The 14,038-nt window shown below is 60.6% G+C and carries 10 protein-coding genes; 4 read left to right on the plus strand and 6 right to left on the minus strand.

Annotated elements, in window-relative coordinates:
* Nucleotides 1-17: 17 nt before the first annotated feature.
* Nucleotides 18-1,385 carry a DNA repair protein RadA gene (gene radA, locus K5Y35_RS11600; RefSeq protein ID WP_007909773.1) on the plus strand — a complete coding sequence of 456 codons (1,368 nt, stop codon included), beginning with the start codon at nt 18-20 and terminating at the stop codon, nt 1,383-1,385.
* Nucleotides 1,386-1,450: 65 nt separating this feature from the next.
* Here radA and K5Y35_RS11605 read toward each other — a convergent pair whose 3' ends face one another.
* The gene (locus K5Y35_RS11605; protein WP_222834259.1) at nt 1,451-1,819 is read right to left on the minus strand and encodes a PilZ domain-containing protein; all 369 of its coding nucleotides are present in this window, start codon (nt 1,817-1,819) and stop codon (nt 1,451-1,453) included.
* Nucleotides 1,820-1,978: 159 nt separating this feature from the next.
* On the opposite strand from K5Y35_RS11605, the gene K5Y35_RS11610 reads away from it, so the two are divergent.
* The 3 genes from K5Y35_RS11610 (at nt 1,979) to yjiA (ending at nt 5,389) form a co-directional block, all read left to right on the plus strand.
* Nucleotides 1,979-4,045, plus strand: a complete 2,067-nt coding sequence (locus tag K5Y35_RS11610; RefSeq protein ID WP_041477781.1) for a carbon starvation CstA family protein — start codon at nt 1,979-1,981, stop codon at nt 4,043-4,045.
* Between the two features lie 15 nt (nt 4,046-4,060).
* Nucleotides 4,061-4,258, plus strand: coding sequence for a YbdD/YjiX family protein (locus K5Y35_RS11615; RefSeq protein ID WP_003228401.1), 198 nt, complete (start codon nt 4,061-4,063; stop codon nt 4,256-4,258).
* A 159-nt stretch (nt 4,259-4,417) separates the two neighbouring features.
* Nucleotides 4,418-5,389 (plus strand): GTPase, encoded by a 972-nt coding sequence (gene yjiA / locus K5Y35_RS11620; protein WP_128614448.1) that lies wholly within the window; start codon nt 4,418-4,420, stop codon nt 5,387-5,389.
* A 116-nt stretch (nt 5,390-5,505) separates the two neighbouring features.
* On the opposite strand, the gene K5Y35_RS11625 is transcribed toward yjiA, so the two are convergent.
* The 5 genes from K5Y35_RS11625 to morA form a co-directional block, all read right to left on the minus strand.
* A complete protein-coding gene (locus K5Y35_RS11625; RefSeq protein ID WP_222834260.1) occupies nt 5,506-6,216 on the minus strand; it encodes a GntR family transcriptional regulator in 711 nt (236 codons plus the stop codon).
* A 19-nt stretch (nt 6,217-6,235) separates the two neighbouring features.
* Entirely contained in the window at nt 6,236-6,940 is a 705-nt protein-coding gene (locus K5Y35_RS11630; RefSeq protein WP_222834261.1) for a FadR/GntR family transcriptional regulator, read from the minus strand.
* Nucleotides 6,941-7,023: 83 nt separating this feature from the next.
* On the minus strand, nt 7,024-8,337 hold the full coding sequence (locus K5Y35_RS11635; RefSeq protein ID WP_123463982.1) for a C4-dicarboxylate transporter DctA: 1,314 nt from the start codon (nt 8,335-8,337) through the stop codon (nt 7,024-7,026).
* Between the two features lie 278 nt (nt 8,338-8,615).
* Complete coding sequence (gene glyA / locus K5Y35_RS11640; protein WP_123463984.1) at nt 8,616-9,869, minus strand: serine hydroxymethyltransferase; 1,254 nt, start codon at nt 9,867-9,869, stop codon at nt 8,616-8,618.
* Nucleotides 9,870-10,165: 296 nt separating this feature from the next.
* Nucleotides 10,166-14,014, minus strand: coding sequence for a cyclic di-GMP receptor MorA (morA, locus tag K5Y35_RS11645; protein WP_222834262.1), 3,849 nt, complete (start codon nt 14,012-14,014; stop codon nt 10,166-10,168).
* Nucleotides 14,015-14,038: the final 24 nt, after the last annotated feature.

A 14,038-nucleotide genomic window follows, 5' to 3' on the forward strand; every position in this document is an offset into this window, starting at 1 on the left:
TTGCTCCGGGGGTTCAGATGGCCAAGGCCAAGCGCATGTACGGCTGCACCGAATGCGGCGCAACATTTCCCAAATGGGCCGGGCAGTGCGGTGAATGCGGTGCCTGGAACACCCTGACCGAAACCATGATCGAAAGCGGCGGGGCGACAGCGCCGACCGGGCGCACCGGCTGGGCTGGACAACAGGCGCAGATCAAGACTCTGGCCGAAGTCAGCATCGAAGAGATTCCGCGTTTTTCCACCGCCTCTGGTGAACTGGATCGCGTGCTGGGTGGCGGTCTGGTCGACGGTTCCGTGGTGCTGATCGGTGGTGATCCCGGTATCGGCAAGTCGACGATTCTGTTGCAGACCCTGTGCAATCTCGCCAAGAGCATGCCGGCGCTGTACGTCACCGGCGAAGAGTCCCAGCAACAAGTGGCCATGCGTGCCCGCCGTCTCGGGTTGCCTCAGGATCAACTGCGGGTGATGACCGAAACCTGCATCGAAACCATCATCGCCACGGCCCGTCAGGAAAAACCCAAGGTGATGGTGATCGACTCGATCCAGACGATCTTCACCGAGCAATTGCAATCGGCGCCCGGCGGCGTTTCGCAAGTGCGTGAGAGTGCGGCGCTGCTGGTGCGCTACGCCAAGCAAAGCGGCACCGCGATTTTCCTCGTTGGCCACGTCACCAAGGAAGGCGCACTCGCCGGCCCCCGGGTGCTTGAGCACATGGTCGACACCGTGCTGTATTTCGAGGGCGAATCCGATGGCCGGTTGCGCTTGCTGCGCGCGGTGAAGAACCGTTTCGGTGCGGTCAATGAACTGGGCGTGTTCGGCATGACCGACAAGGGCCTTAAAGAGGTTTCCAACCCATCGGCGATTTTCCTCACCCGCGCCCAGGAAGAAGTCCCGGGCAGTGTGGTAATGGCGACGTGGGAAGGCACCCGGCCGATGCTGGTGGAAGTGCAGGCGCTGGTCGATGACAGCCATCTGGCCAACCCGCGTCGGGTGACGCTGGGGCTGGATCAGAACCGCCTGGCGATGTTGCTCGCGGTGCTGCATCGCCACGGCGGCATTCCGACCCACGATCAGGACGTGTTCCTCAACGTGGTCGGTGGGGTCAAGGTGCTGGAAACAGCGTCCGACCTGGCGTTGATGGCGGCGGTGATGTCGAGCCTGCGCAACCGGCCGCTGCCCCATGACCTGCTGGTGTTTGGCGAAGTGGGCCTGTCGGGCGAAGTGCGTCCGGTGCCGAGCGGGCAGGAGCGCTTGAAAGAAGCTGCCAAGCATGGCTTCAAACGGGCGATCGTGCCGAAGGGCAATGCGCCGAAGGAATCCCCGCCGGGTTTGCAGATCATCGCCGTGACCCGCCTCGAACAGGCCCTCGACGCGCTCTTCGAATAACTTGAACCCACCGCATAACCTGTAGGATCTGGCCAGCCAGCGCCTACAGGATTCAATTGTGGATTCTAGATTTCGATCAGGGCGCCCAGTTCGCGCTCCAGTTCGGCTTCGTCAGCCAGGTTCAGCTCGATCAGCCGCCGCAAGCGCTGGATCGATTCCAGGCCGATATGTCGGCAGACAAAACCCAACTGACCCTGATCTTCATGGGCCAGATGCACATCCATCTGGATATCGACGTCATCGCTCAGATGGATGTCGACGAAAAAATCCTGCTCCGCATTCCCCAGCCACGGCTCGGGCTGCTCGATCAGCAGCCCTTTGAGTGACAGGTCGATCAGCTTGACCGGCCAGATGAATTGGCCCTGACTCAGCTCGGTTCTGGCATCGAACGCAATTCGTTTGAAGCGACGGCGATTGGCTGGGTGTTCGCTCATGGCGCAATCCTCGGAAGAGTTCGCTGACTATAGACCCGACCAATGGGTGCCTGCCAATCAACCAAGCGTCTAGACCAATGTCGGGGTATGGCCTTTGGCGCCAGTAGCGCTAAACTCGGGGTGGCTGTCTTTCTTGTCCACCCTGGCTGGAATAATAAAATGAAAAATAATAATAGCCTGCTGCGCCACTTACCCTGGCTAGTGCTGGCAATCGTAGGAGCGTGCGCCCTGGGCGTAGTGGCATTACGCCGAGGAGAGGCGATCAACGCCTTGTGGATCGTGGTCGCTGCCGTGGCCATTTATCTGGTCGCGTACCGTTACTACAGTCTGTTCATCGCCAACAACGTGATGCAACTCGACCCGCGTCGGGCCACCCCCGCCGTGCTCAACAACGACGGTCTGGACTATGTGCCGACCAACAAACACATTCTTTTCGGTCACCACTTCGCAGCGATTGCTGGCGCAGGGCCTCTGGTCGGGCCAGTGCTGGCGGCGCAGATGGGGTATCTGCCCGGCACGCTTTGGCTGATTGCCGGGGTGGTGCTGGCGGGCGCCGTGCAGGACTTCATGGTCCTGTTCATGTCGACCCGGCGCAACGGCCGTTCCCTGGGTGACATGGTGCGTGAGGAAATGGGCCGTATCCCCGGCACCATTGCCCTGTTCGGCTGCTTCCTGATCATGATCATCATCCTCGCGGTGCTGGCGCTGATCGTGGTCAAGGCGCTGGCCGAGAGCCCGTGGGGCATCTTCACCGTGATGGCGACCATCCCGATCGCGATGTTCATGGGCATTTACATGCGCTACATCCGCCCGGGCCGCATCGGCGAGATCTCCGTGGTCGGCGTATTGCTGCTGCTCGGGTCGATCTGGCTCGGTGGGCAGATTGCCGCTGATCCGGTGTGGGCCAAGGCGTTCACCTTCACTGGCGTGCAGATTACCTGGATGCTGGTCGGTTACGGCTTTGTGGCTGCATCGCTACCGGTGTGGCTGATTCTGGCGCCGCGTGACTATCTGTCGACTTTCCTCAAGATCGGTACCATCGTCGCCTTGGCGATCGGCATTCTGGTGACCATGCCCGAGCTGAAAATGCCGGCACTGACCCAGTTCGTCGACGGCACCGGCCCGGTGTGGAAGGGCGGTCTGTTCCCGTTCCTGTTTATCACCATCGCTTGCGGTGCGGTGTCCGGTTTCCATGCACTGATTTCTTCGGGCACCACGCCGAAGCTTTTGGATAACGAAACCAACGCCCGTTACATCGGTTACGGCGGCATGCTGATGGAGTCGTTCGTGGCGATCATGGCCATGGTTGCCGCTTCGGTGATCGAGCCAGGCGTGTACTTCGCCATGAACAGCCCGGCCGCCGTGGTTGGCAGTGATGCCGCGTCAGTGGCGCAAATGGTCACGAGCTGGGGCTTCGCGATCACGCCGGAAGCGCTGCAAGCCGTGGCTCACGACATCGGCGAGACCACCATTCTGGCCCGTGCCGGTGGTGCGCCGACACTGGCGGTCGGTATCGCGCAGATCCTGCACAGTGTCCTGCCGGGTGAAAACACCATGGCGTTCTGGTACCACTTCGCGATCCTGTTCGAAGCCCTGTTCATCCTCACCGCTGTCGACGCCGGTACCCGTGCCGGTCGTTTCATGCTGCAGGACTTGCTCGGCTCCTTTGTGCCGGCGCTGAAACGCACCGAATCGTGGACCGCCAACCTGATTGCCACCGCCGGTTGTGTGGCGATGTGGGGCTGGTTGCTGTATCAAGGCGTGATCGACCCATTGGGCGGCATCAACACCTTGTGGCCACTGTTCGGTATCTCCAACCAGATGCTGGCCGGTATCGCGCTGATGCTCGGCACCGTGGTCCTGATCAAAATGAAGCGCCAGCGCTACATTTGGGTCACTCTGCTGCCAGCCACCTGGCTGCTGATCTGCACCACCACGGCGGGCTTCATCAAGTTGTTCGACGCCAACCCGGCGATCGGCTTCCTGTCGCTGGCCAAGAAATACAGCGATGCGCTGGCCAATGGTCAGGTGCTGGCACCGGCGAAGAGCGTTGAGCAAATGCAGCACGTGATCTTCAACGCTTACACCAACGCAACGCTTACCGCGCTGTTCCTGTTCGTGGTCTTCAGCATCCTGTTCTACGCGCTCAAGGTCGGCATCGCCGCCTGGGGCAAAAAAGAGCGTACGGATAAAGAATCGCCATTCCAGGCTCTGCCGGATGCGTAACCAGAGGATTGCACCATGTTCAATGACCTGAGTCGCCTCGGTAAATACCTCGGTCAGGCCGCGCGCCTGATGGTCGGCATGCCCGACTACGACACCTACGTCGAGCATATGCAAACCAAGCACCCGGACAAACCGGTGATGAGCTACGAGATGTTCTTTCGCGAACGTCAGGAAGCCCGTTACGGTGGCAAGGGTGGGCCGAAGTGCTGTTGAGCTGACAGCGCAAGGTTGAGGTAATCCCTGTGGGAGCGAGCCTGCTCGCGAATACGGAGTGTCAGTTGATGAATAATTTGACTGGCACACCGCTTTCGCGAGCAAGCTCGCTCCCACATTTGTTTTTGTGTTGTTCATTCATTTGAAGGAGATCGAGTTTTGTCTTCTCCCATCCCCGTAACGGTACTCAGCGGTTTTCTCGGCGCCGGCAAGACCACCTTGCTGCGGCACCTGCTCAAAGCCGAGCACGGCCTGAAAATCGCCGTGATCGAAAACGAATTCAGCGACGCCGGCATCGACACTCAGTTGCTGGGTGATGAGCCGGTGCAAGTCATGACCCTGGCCAACGGCTGCGTCTGCTGCACCATTCACACTGACCTGACCAAGGCTCTGTACCTGCTGCTCGAACGCCTGGACAGCGGCGAAATCGCCTTCGACCGTCTGGTGATCGAGTGCACTGGCCTGGCCGACCCGGCCCCGGTGGCGCAAACCTTCTTCATTGAGGAAGAACTGCGCGAGCGCTACCTGCTTGACGGCATCATTACCCTGGTGGATGCCGCCCACGCCGATCTGCACCTGACCCAGACCATCGCCCAGGCACAGATCGGTTTCGCCGACCGCTTGCTGGTGAGCAAGACCGATCTGGTGGACGAGGCGACGTTCACCGCGCTGAGCGAACGCCTGACGCGAATCAACCGTCGTGCGCCGATCCGCGTGGTCGAACATGGCAACATCAATCTGGCTGAACTGCTGGATGTGCGTGGTTTCAACCTCAATGCTGATCTTGGTGGCGGGGTGAGTCTGCGTCCGGTCAGCAAGGCGCCCTCCATCGACCGTATCTCCAGCCTGGTGCTGCGCACTGAGCAACCGCTGGATATCGATCAGCTCAGCGAGTTCATGAATGAGCTGCTGGAAGACCACGGCAAGCAATTGCTGCGCTACAAAGGCGTGCTGAACATCGCTGGCGAGGATCGGCGCCTGGTGTTTCAGGGCGTGCTGAAACTCTATGGTTTCGACTGGGATACCGAATGGGCCGAGGGTGAGGCGCGGGAAAGCGTAATTGTGTTTATTGCCGATGATTTGCCGGAAGAGAAGATTCGGGCGGGGTTTGCCAAAGTGGCTTCTGCCTGATGGATCTTGGTTGTCAGTGATGGCCTCTTCGCGAGCAAGCTCGCTCCCACAGGAGACCGTATTCTGTCCAGAGAAATGCGGTCAACTGTGGGAGCGAGCTTGCTCGCGAAGGCGATCTAACCGACAGCACAATGCTCAAGGTCTGAACCGAGCAGTGCCTGTTCAAGATGATCCAGATGTCGATTCATCAGCATCCCGGCCGTGGAAGCATCGCCTCGCTCCACCGCCTCGATCAACGCCAGATGCTCCTGCCACGCGCAACAGCTGTGCGTCTGGCGCTCACTTCGCGCAATCGCCAATGACGTCAGCGGCACCAGGCTGCCGAGAAAATGCGCCAGAGGGGCATTCCCCGCCATTTGCGCCAGCTGCAGATGAAACTCTCCGGATAAGCGAATTGCCGCCCCCCGCCGATCCTGTTCGACGGCCAGGCGCTCGCGCTCGATCAGCGTGCGCACGCGCTTCAAAGCGTCTGCCTGCGGGCGCTGACAGGCCAGATACACCAGCGTGCTTTCGGTCAGGCGCCGCGCCTGCAGAGCTTGCCGTGTCTGCTCCGGATCCGGTTCCGCCACCCGTGGCCGGTGATTGGCCCGCAGCACGATGATGTGCTCATGTGACAGTTGGGTCAGTACCCGGCGCACGTCTGCACGGCTGGCGCCGAACATGTCTTTCAGGCTGTCTTCGGTAAAACGGCTGGCCGAATGGATGCGCCGCTCGAGAATCGCATCGAACAGTCGCGGATACAGATCCGCCGCCGGTGCGCGCGGGCGGGAGAAGGGCAGGGGCGTCGGGGGCTGGCGAGTGGGCGACGCTGCGGCAAAACTGTTCATGGCCTGTCTCCAGTTGGGGTCAGCGACTCAAGTGGTCATCCGGAATATTCAGTTCGATACCCATCCGCTGGCCCTCACGCAGAATGTGCCGACGCATTTCGGCGCTGGCCTGGGCGCTGTTCTTGCTGCGGATGGCGCGTACCACCGCCTCGTTTTCTTCCAGGCGTTCGGCCAGGTGTTCGGGCGAATTGCGCAACACTTCGGCGCTTTGCTTGAGGGCGTTGCTGGTCTGTTGCACCACGCTCTGGAAGATCGGGTTGGAGGTCAGGGTGAACAATTCTTCGTGAAAGGCGATGTAGGCGCTGACTCCGGCTTCGCTGTCGCCCGCTTCCAGAGCTTCGCGCATGTCCATCAAGGTCAGGCGCAGTTGCCCGACTTCCTTGCTGCTGATCGACTGCGCCACCAGACCGACGATGAACGGTTCCAGGGTGTAGCGCAGTTGCAGCACGTCTTCGAGGCTGGCGCTGGCGACTGCGCTGTCGTGATTCTGGCTGTCGCTCATTTGCGCATCGAGCACGACCACGCCTTTGCCCGGCATCGAGCGTACAAGGCCGAGGGTTTCCAGGACGATGACCGCTTCGCGCAGGCTTGGGCGGCTGATGCCCAGTTGCTCGGCCAGTTCGCGCTGGCCCGGCAGCATCTCGCCGGAGCGCCACTGGCCACGGGCGAGGGCGCTGCGCAGTTTTTCTACGACTGAGTTGACGACGGTTGATGTGGTAATCACTTGTCTTGCTCCATGTGCCCGTCAGGAGCCGGCAAACCAAGATCAAAAGATCGCAGCCTGCGGCAGCTCCTGCAGGAGTTAAATCAGAACTCTTGCTGGTGCGCCGGAGTTGCTGTTTTACGCGGTTGAAAGGTGTAGCCCTGCTGACCGCTGAGTACTTTGTTTGCGCGCTGCACGTCGATGTCCTTTTCCCAACGGGCGATGGCCACGGTGGCGACACAGTTGCCGATCAGGTTGGTCAGTGCGCGGCCGATGCCCATGAACCAGTCCACGGCCAGGACCAGCACCAGACCGACCACCGGGATTGCCGGAATCGCCGTCAGCGTGGCCGCCAGAATCACCAGTGCCGAGCCGGGAATGCCGTGGGCGCCTTTGGAGGTGATCAGCGACACCAGCAGAATGGTCAGCAAGTCGGTCATGGCCAGTGGTGTGCCGGTGGCGTTGGCGATAAACACAATCGCCAGGGTCAGGTAGATCGAAAAACCGTCGAGGTTGAACGAGTAGCCAGTGGGAATCACCAGGCCGACCGTCGAGCTGCCAATGCCGAGATGTTCAAGTTTGCGCATGATTTGTGGCAGCACGGCGTCGGAGGAGGCGGTGCCCATGACAATCAGCAATTCTTCGCGCAGGTATTTGAGCAACGGCCACAGACGCAGGCCGGACGCACGCATCACCAGACCCAGAATCACGCTGACGAACGCCATGCAGGTCAGGTAGAACAGGCCGACCAGACTGCCCAGGTGTTGCAGCGAATCGAGACCGTATTTGCTGGTGGTGAAAGCAATGGCGCCGAACACCCCGATTGGCGCCAGACGCACGATCATGCCCATGATCCGGAAAATCACATGGCTCAGTTCGTTGATCAGCCGCGAGATCCCGGATGCTGCTTCACCGACCAGATTCAAGGCACTGCCGAACAACACCGAGAACAGCAGCACTTGCAGGATGTTGTTGTCGGCGAAGGCGCCGAGCACCGAGGTCGGAATCAAATCCATCAGGAACTGCGTGGTGGTGTGTATGTGTTGACCGCGTTCGGCGATGTCGCCCATGTCGGCGGCAGACAATTGTTCAAGATGGATATTCGCGCCGCTGCCAATGCCGGTGCTGAAGGCGAATACCAGGCCGATCACCAACGCGAGGGTGGTCAGCACTTCGAAGTAGATCACCGATTTGAGCCCGATGCGCCCGACCTTTTTCAGATCACCCGCGCCACTGATGCCGCTGACCACCACGCAGAACACGATCAGGCCGATGAGCATCTTGATCAGTTTGATGAAGCCGTCGCCGAGCGGTTTGAGCTGAGCGGAGTATTCGGGAAGGGTCAGCCCGCAGACGATGCCAAGCACCAGTCCGAGAACCACTTGGAGGAAGATTGAACGCGAGCACCATCTGAGCATGGGAGGAATCCTGGTCGGTGTCCTGGCTGCCGTGCGCGGGGCGCATCAGATTCAGGACTTAATTATTGTGGTCTTACCGGTATGTCCAGTGCAGGCGCAGTCTAGGATTGGTTTTGGCGGGATCGCAAGTGAAAAATGACGAATTGGCATGACCGGTCTGACCAGTCAGGGGCAATGCCGCGTTCTTGAGCCATTCACGGGTTTGAATTTTTTTGCAGGCGAAAAAAAAACCGGCCATCACTGGCCGGTTTTTTCATGCTGCGGGTTTAACGTCGCAATTAAGCGCCGTACACCGGCAGTTTCTTGCAGATGGCTTTGACTTTCTCACGCACGGCGTCGATCACCGCTTCGTTGTTCAGGTCAGCCAGGATGTCGCAGATCCAGCCGGCCAGCTCTTTGCACTCTGCTTCCTTGAAGCCGCGAGTGGTCACGGCCGGGGTACCGAAACGCAGGCCGGAAGTGACGAATGGCGAGCGTGGATCGTTAGGCACGGAGTTCTTGTTCACGGTGATGAACGCTTTGCCCAGAGCGGCGTCGGCGTCTTTACCGGAGATGTCCTGCTTGATCAGCGACAGCAGGAACAGGTGGTTCTTGGTACCGCCGGAGACTACGTCGAAACCGCGCGCGATGAACACTTCGGCCATGGCCTGGGCGTTCTTCACCACTTGTTCCTGGTAAGCCTTGAACTCAGGCTGCAGCGCTTCCTTGAAGCAGATCGCTTTAGCGGCGATCACGTGCTCCAGCGGGCCACCCTGGGCGCCCGGGAATACTGCGGAGTTCAGCTTTTTCTCGATCTCGGCGTTGGCGCGCGCCAGGATCAGGCCGCCACGTGGACCGCGCAGGGTCTTGTGGGTGGTGGTGGTCACGACGTCAGCGAAAGGCACCGGGTTCGGGTAGACGCCAGCGGCGACCAGACCGGCTACGTGAGCCATGTCGACGAACAGGTAGGCACCGACTTTGTCAGCGATTGCACGGAAGCGCGGGAAGTCGAGAATCTGCGAGTAGGCAGAGAAGCCGGCCACGATCATTTTCGGCTTGTGCTCAACGGCCAGACGCTCGACTTCGTCGTAGTCGATCAGACCGTTGGCGTCGATGCCATACTGCACCGCGTTGTACAGCTTGCCGGAGGACGACACGCTGGCGCCGTGGGTCAGGTGACCACCATGGGCCAGGCTCATGCCCAGGATGGTGTCGCCACCTTGCAGCAGGGCCAGGTAGACCGCGGCGTTGGCTTGCGAACCGGCGTGCGGCTGAACGTTGGCGTAATCGGCGCCGAACAGCTCTTTTGCACGATCAATTGCAAGCTGCTCAACAACGTCGACGTACTCGCAACCACCGTAGTAGCGCTTGCCCGGGTAGCCTTCGGCGTACTTGTTGGTCAGTACCGAGCCTTGAGCTTCCATCACCGCAGGGCTGGTGTAGTTTTCCGAAGCGATCAGCTCAATGTGCTCTTCCTGGCGCTGAGCTTCTTGCTCCATGGCGGCAAAGAGATCGGCGTCGTACTTGGCAATAGTCAAATCACGGCTGAACATGGCGGTCCTCAAGGATCGGGGGCAGAAAAGGGGGGCATTCTAACTCAATGGGTTTTGGATGGCATATGAAACGACATCATGTCGCAGACAAGTGGCATTCATGACAGATGTGCGGTGCATCTGCCGGCCCCATCGCTGGCAAGCCAGCTCCCACAATGTCTGTGTTTCAATCGGAGAATATTGATCCACGGCAAGTCCTCGGGGAAACCGGAGTGGCCGCAGGATTTCGTGATCGCCATCCATCCCTGTGGGAGCTGGCTTGCCAGCGATGAGGTCAGCAGCAACACCCGAAGGTTTCAGTCGAACATGAAGAGGGCGTCGTTACTGAACTGCGCCTCAAACCGGCTCGCCGGCATCGGCCGGCCGAACAGATAGCCCTGCACCTCATCGCAACCGTGCTCGCGCAGGAAGTCCAGTTGCTCATGGGTTTCCACGCCCTCGGCGATCACCGCCAGGTTCAGGCTGTGGGCCATGGCGATGATGGCCCGGGCAATCTGCGCGTCCTGTTCACCGGACGGCAAGCCATCGACGAAGGTACGGTCGATCTTCAGCACGTCGATCGGGAATTGCTTGAGGTAGTTCAACGATGAATAACCGGTGCCGAAGTCGTCGACCGCAATGCTCAGGCCGAGGTTTTTCAGGCCGGCGAGAATCTGCATCGCCTCGCTGACTTCGCGCATCAAGATACTTTCGGTCAGTTCCAGCTCCAGGCACGCCGGCGGCAGGCCGGTTTCGCGCAGGATCGTGGCGATCCGCGTGCCGAGCTGGCCATCGGAGAACTGTCGCGCGGAAATGTTCACCGAGACCTTCGGCACCCGCACCCGGCTCTGGTGCCAGGTCTTGAGCTGACGGCAGGCCTCGCTGATCACCCAGTCGCCCACGTCTACCACCAGACCGAGCTCCTCCAGCACCGGAATGAAATCCCCCGGCGGCACCAGTCCGCGACGCGGATGACGCCAGCGCAGCAGCGCTTCGGCGCCGGTCAGGCGTTTGCCGTCGCCGCTGAATTGCGGCTGGTAATACAGGACGAATTCGTTCTGTTCGAGGGCGTGGCGCAGGTCGCTTTCCAGCTCCAGACGTTCCAGCGCACTGGCGTTCATGTCGGCCTGGTAGAACTGGAAATTGTTCTTGCCGCGTTCCTTGGCGTGGTACATCGCGGTGTCGGCGTTCTTCATCAACTGGCTGAGTTCGTTGCCGTCCTGCGGACTCAGGGCGATACCGATACTCGCGGTGACAAAGAATTCGCGACCTTCGAGCACAAACGGCCGCACCAGGCTGGCGAGGATCTGCTCGGCGACATGAATCGCCCGGTTCAAGGCCATTTCGCGGCTGGAGCGATGTTGCAGCAGCAAGGTGAATTCGTCGCCGCCCATGCGCGCCACGGTGTCGTCATCGTCGACGCAGGCCAGCAGGCGCGTGGCCATGTCTTTCAACATGCGGTCGCCGGCGGCGTGGCCGAGGGAGTCGTTGATCGGTTTGAAACGGTCGAGGTCGAGGAACATCAGCACCACCCACGACTTCTGCCGTTCGGCCGATTGCAGTGCGGTGTGCAGGCGATCCTGGAACAGCGTGCGGTTTGGCAGATGGGTCAGGGCGTCGTAGTAGGCGAGGCGGTGAATCCGCTGTTCGCTGGCCTTGCGCTCGCTGATGTCGCTGAAGAAGCACACGTAACTGGCGAGGTCGCCTTCATCGTCGAGTACCGCAGTGATGCCGACCCACGCCGGGTAATGCTCGCCGTTACGGCGCTTGAGCCAGACTTCGCCTTCCCAGGTGCTGTGCTGGTGCAATTGCTTGAGCACGTAGCGCAGGTGCGCGTCCTGTTGCTCGTCGACGGTGAGCATGTTCGGCAACTGATCGAGCACCTCCGACACGGCGTAACCGCTGACCCGGCTGAAGGCTTCGTTGGCCTGCACGATGTAGCCGGCGGGGTCGGTGATCAGGATCGCCGACGTCGAGTGTTCGAATACCGTAGCGGCCATGCGCAGGTCTTTTTCAGCGCGGCGTTGCTGGCTGATGTCGCGGCCGACGCCGAGCACGCCTTCGAACGCGCCGTGTTCGTCCCACACCAGCACCAGGCGCAGTTCGATCGGAATCTTGCGGCCGTCTGCGCGCAGGCAATCGAACAGGAACATCTGGGTCTGCACCTGGTTGCGCAGCAAGGCCAGTTGTTCAGGCTTGTCGAGCGCTTTGCTGACCCGGTCCATCAGGGAGTAAATGCCGCTCAGCTGTTGCGGGTTGGCGATGGTCGATTGCCAGCCGTTCTGGAAAATCCACTCGGCGTCGTAGCCCAGCACTGCCTGCACCGACGGGCTGACGTAGTTCAGCGACAGCTTGCTGTCGGTGGAGAAAATCACGTCGCTGATGCTTTCGGCGAGCATGCGGTAGCGCTGTTCGCTGTCGCGCAGGGATTCACTGGCCTCGATCTGTTCGGTGATGTCCTTGGCCACGCCGATGATCCGCGTGACCTGATCGTGTTTGTCCCGGGCCAGCGCCTGCTCGCGAATATCGAAACGCCGCCACTTGCCGTCACGATGACGGAAACGCAACTGGCATTGCAGCAACTGGCTGTAGCCGGCGTGCCGCTGCATCTGCCGCGAACGGTGGTAGTAATCGGCGTCTTCCGGGTGCAGGAGGATTTCCCAGAAGTACTCGCCCATCTGATGCAGTTCGGTGCGGTTGTAACCGAGGGTCTGGCCGAGGTGGTGGTTGCTGAAAATCATCCGCTGGCTGATCACGTCCTGCACGTACAGATGATCCGGCACGGTGCGCACCACGTCCGACCAGAAACCTTCGCGCTCCAGCAACGACAGCTCGATCAGCTTGCGGCTGGTGATGTCGTTGATGCTGAGGATCACCGCTTTGTAGTCGTGCTGTTCCTGCGGCAGGCGCAATACCATCCACAGGTGCTGGTCGCGGCCGTTACTGTTCGGCAGTTTGACTTCCAGTTCCAGCTGCTTTTGCTGCTGCAGGACGGCGTCGAGCACCTGATTGCCGATCGCGCAGTGGTAGTGCGGATGGCCGTCAATCAACAGCTGCCAGGCGTGTTCGCAGGAATTGACGTTGAGCAGTTGCAGCGCCACCTGGTTGACCTCGGTGACGCGCAATTCCTGCAGCAGTTGCTGGCGTTGCACCGGTTGGTCGAGCCAGGCCTTGAGCTGATCGCTGGTCTGAATCTGCGCCCTGTCGAAGAATTGCTTGAGCCCGGACAGGTCCAGCACACACAGCGCGACGCCGGTGCCTTCGAAAATATCCTGATAACGCCGACGCCCTTCATGCACCTGACGCTGGCGACGGCGCATGTTCAGCAGCGCGATCACCGGCAACATCGAGAAGGCCAGGCCCAACAGGCATTTGCCGATGAACGCCGGGAGCAGTTCTTCGAGCACGCGCTGCCGATCGAACAGACCACGCAACTGCCAGTCGCTGCTGCTCAGCGGCACGGTCAGCACGGTGTTGGCCAGATCGTCCGGTGTCAGGACACCGGGCTTGGCTGCGGGCAGGGCTTCGTCGCGGCTGATGATCTGATGGTTGACGCGGTTTTCCACCAGCCACAGGGGCCGTGCTCCGGCTTCGTTCTGTTTGGTCAGCGAATCGAAAAATGTCGGCGTCAGACGCAGGGCCCAATAGCCGCGGGTGCTGCCACTGGCCTGATGCAGTAACAGGTGCACCACCGACCCGTCATCGGCGTTGCTGAAATAATGGGCTTGCGAATGACTGCGGCGCACCAGTTCGGTGAGGTAGTCGGCGTCAGCACTGTTGGCGGTGCTGTCGCTGATGATTCTGCCGGAAGGGCTGAGCAGCGCGATGCTGCGCAGGTCCGGCAGCGAACGCTGCAGCTTGCGCAGCAGGGCCTGCTGTTCGTCGGCCGATTGCGGTTGTTCGACGATCGGTAGCAGGTTGAGGGCGATTTGCGCGTTCAGCGCCATGTTCAGGCTGACCTGCGAAGCGAGATCGGCGGTGTAGTCGATGGTGTACTGACGCTGGTTTTTCTGGGTTTCACGCAGTTGATCGAGCAGTTGCCAGAACAGCAAGGCCAGCAATAAAAGCACCAGCGTCGCCAGCGCGCCCTTCAATGTTCCGCGCAGGGGCGAGCCGGGCGCCGGTTGGAGGCTGCTCACAGAGGCTGGCGGAGTGACGTTGGACAAGCTGTAATCCTGCGATTTGGCTGG

The sequence above is a fragment of the Pseudomonas sp. SC3(2021) genome, assembly GCF_019856535.1.
GTDB classification, from domain to species: Bacteria; Pseudomonadota; Gammaproteobacteria; order Pseudomonadales; family Pseudomonadaceae; genus Aquipseudomonas; species Aquipseudomonas monsensis.

Bases quoted from the DNA above. Each gene is read 5' to 3' on its own strand.
- radA (WP_007909773.1), top strand. From the start codon at position 18: ATGGCCAAGGCCAAGCGCATGTACGGCTGCACCGAATGCGGCGCAACA.
- K5Y35_RS11605 (WP_222834259.1), bottom strand. From the start codon at position 1,819: ATGAGCGAACACCCAGCCAATCGCCGTCGCTTCAAACGAATTGCGTTC.
- K5Y35_RS11610 (WP_041477781.1), top strand. From the start codon at position 1,979: ATGAAAAATAATAATAGCCTGCTGCGCCACTTACCCTGGCTAGTGCTG.
- K5Y35_RS11615 (WP_003228401.1), top strand. From the start codon at position 4,061: ATGTTCAATGACCTGAGTCGCCTCGGTAAATACCTCGGTCAGGCCGCG.
- K5Y35_RS11625 (WP_222834260.1), bottom strand. From the start codon at position 6,216: ATGAACAGTTTTGCCGCAGCGTCGCCCACTCGCCAGCCCCCGACGCCC.
- K5Y35_RS11635 (WP_123463982.1), bottom strand. From the start codon at position 8,337: ATGCTCAGATGGTGCTCGCGTTCAATCTTCCTCCAAGTGGTTCTCGGA.
- glyA (WP_123463984.1), bottom strand. From the start codon at position 9,869: ATGTTCAGCCGTGATTTGACTATTGCCAAGTACGACGCCGATCTCTTT.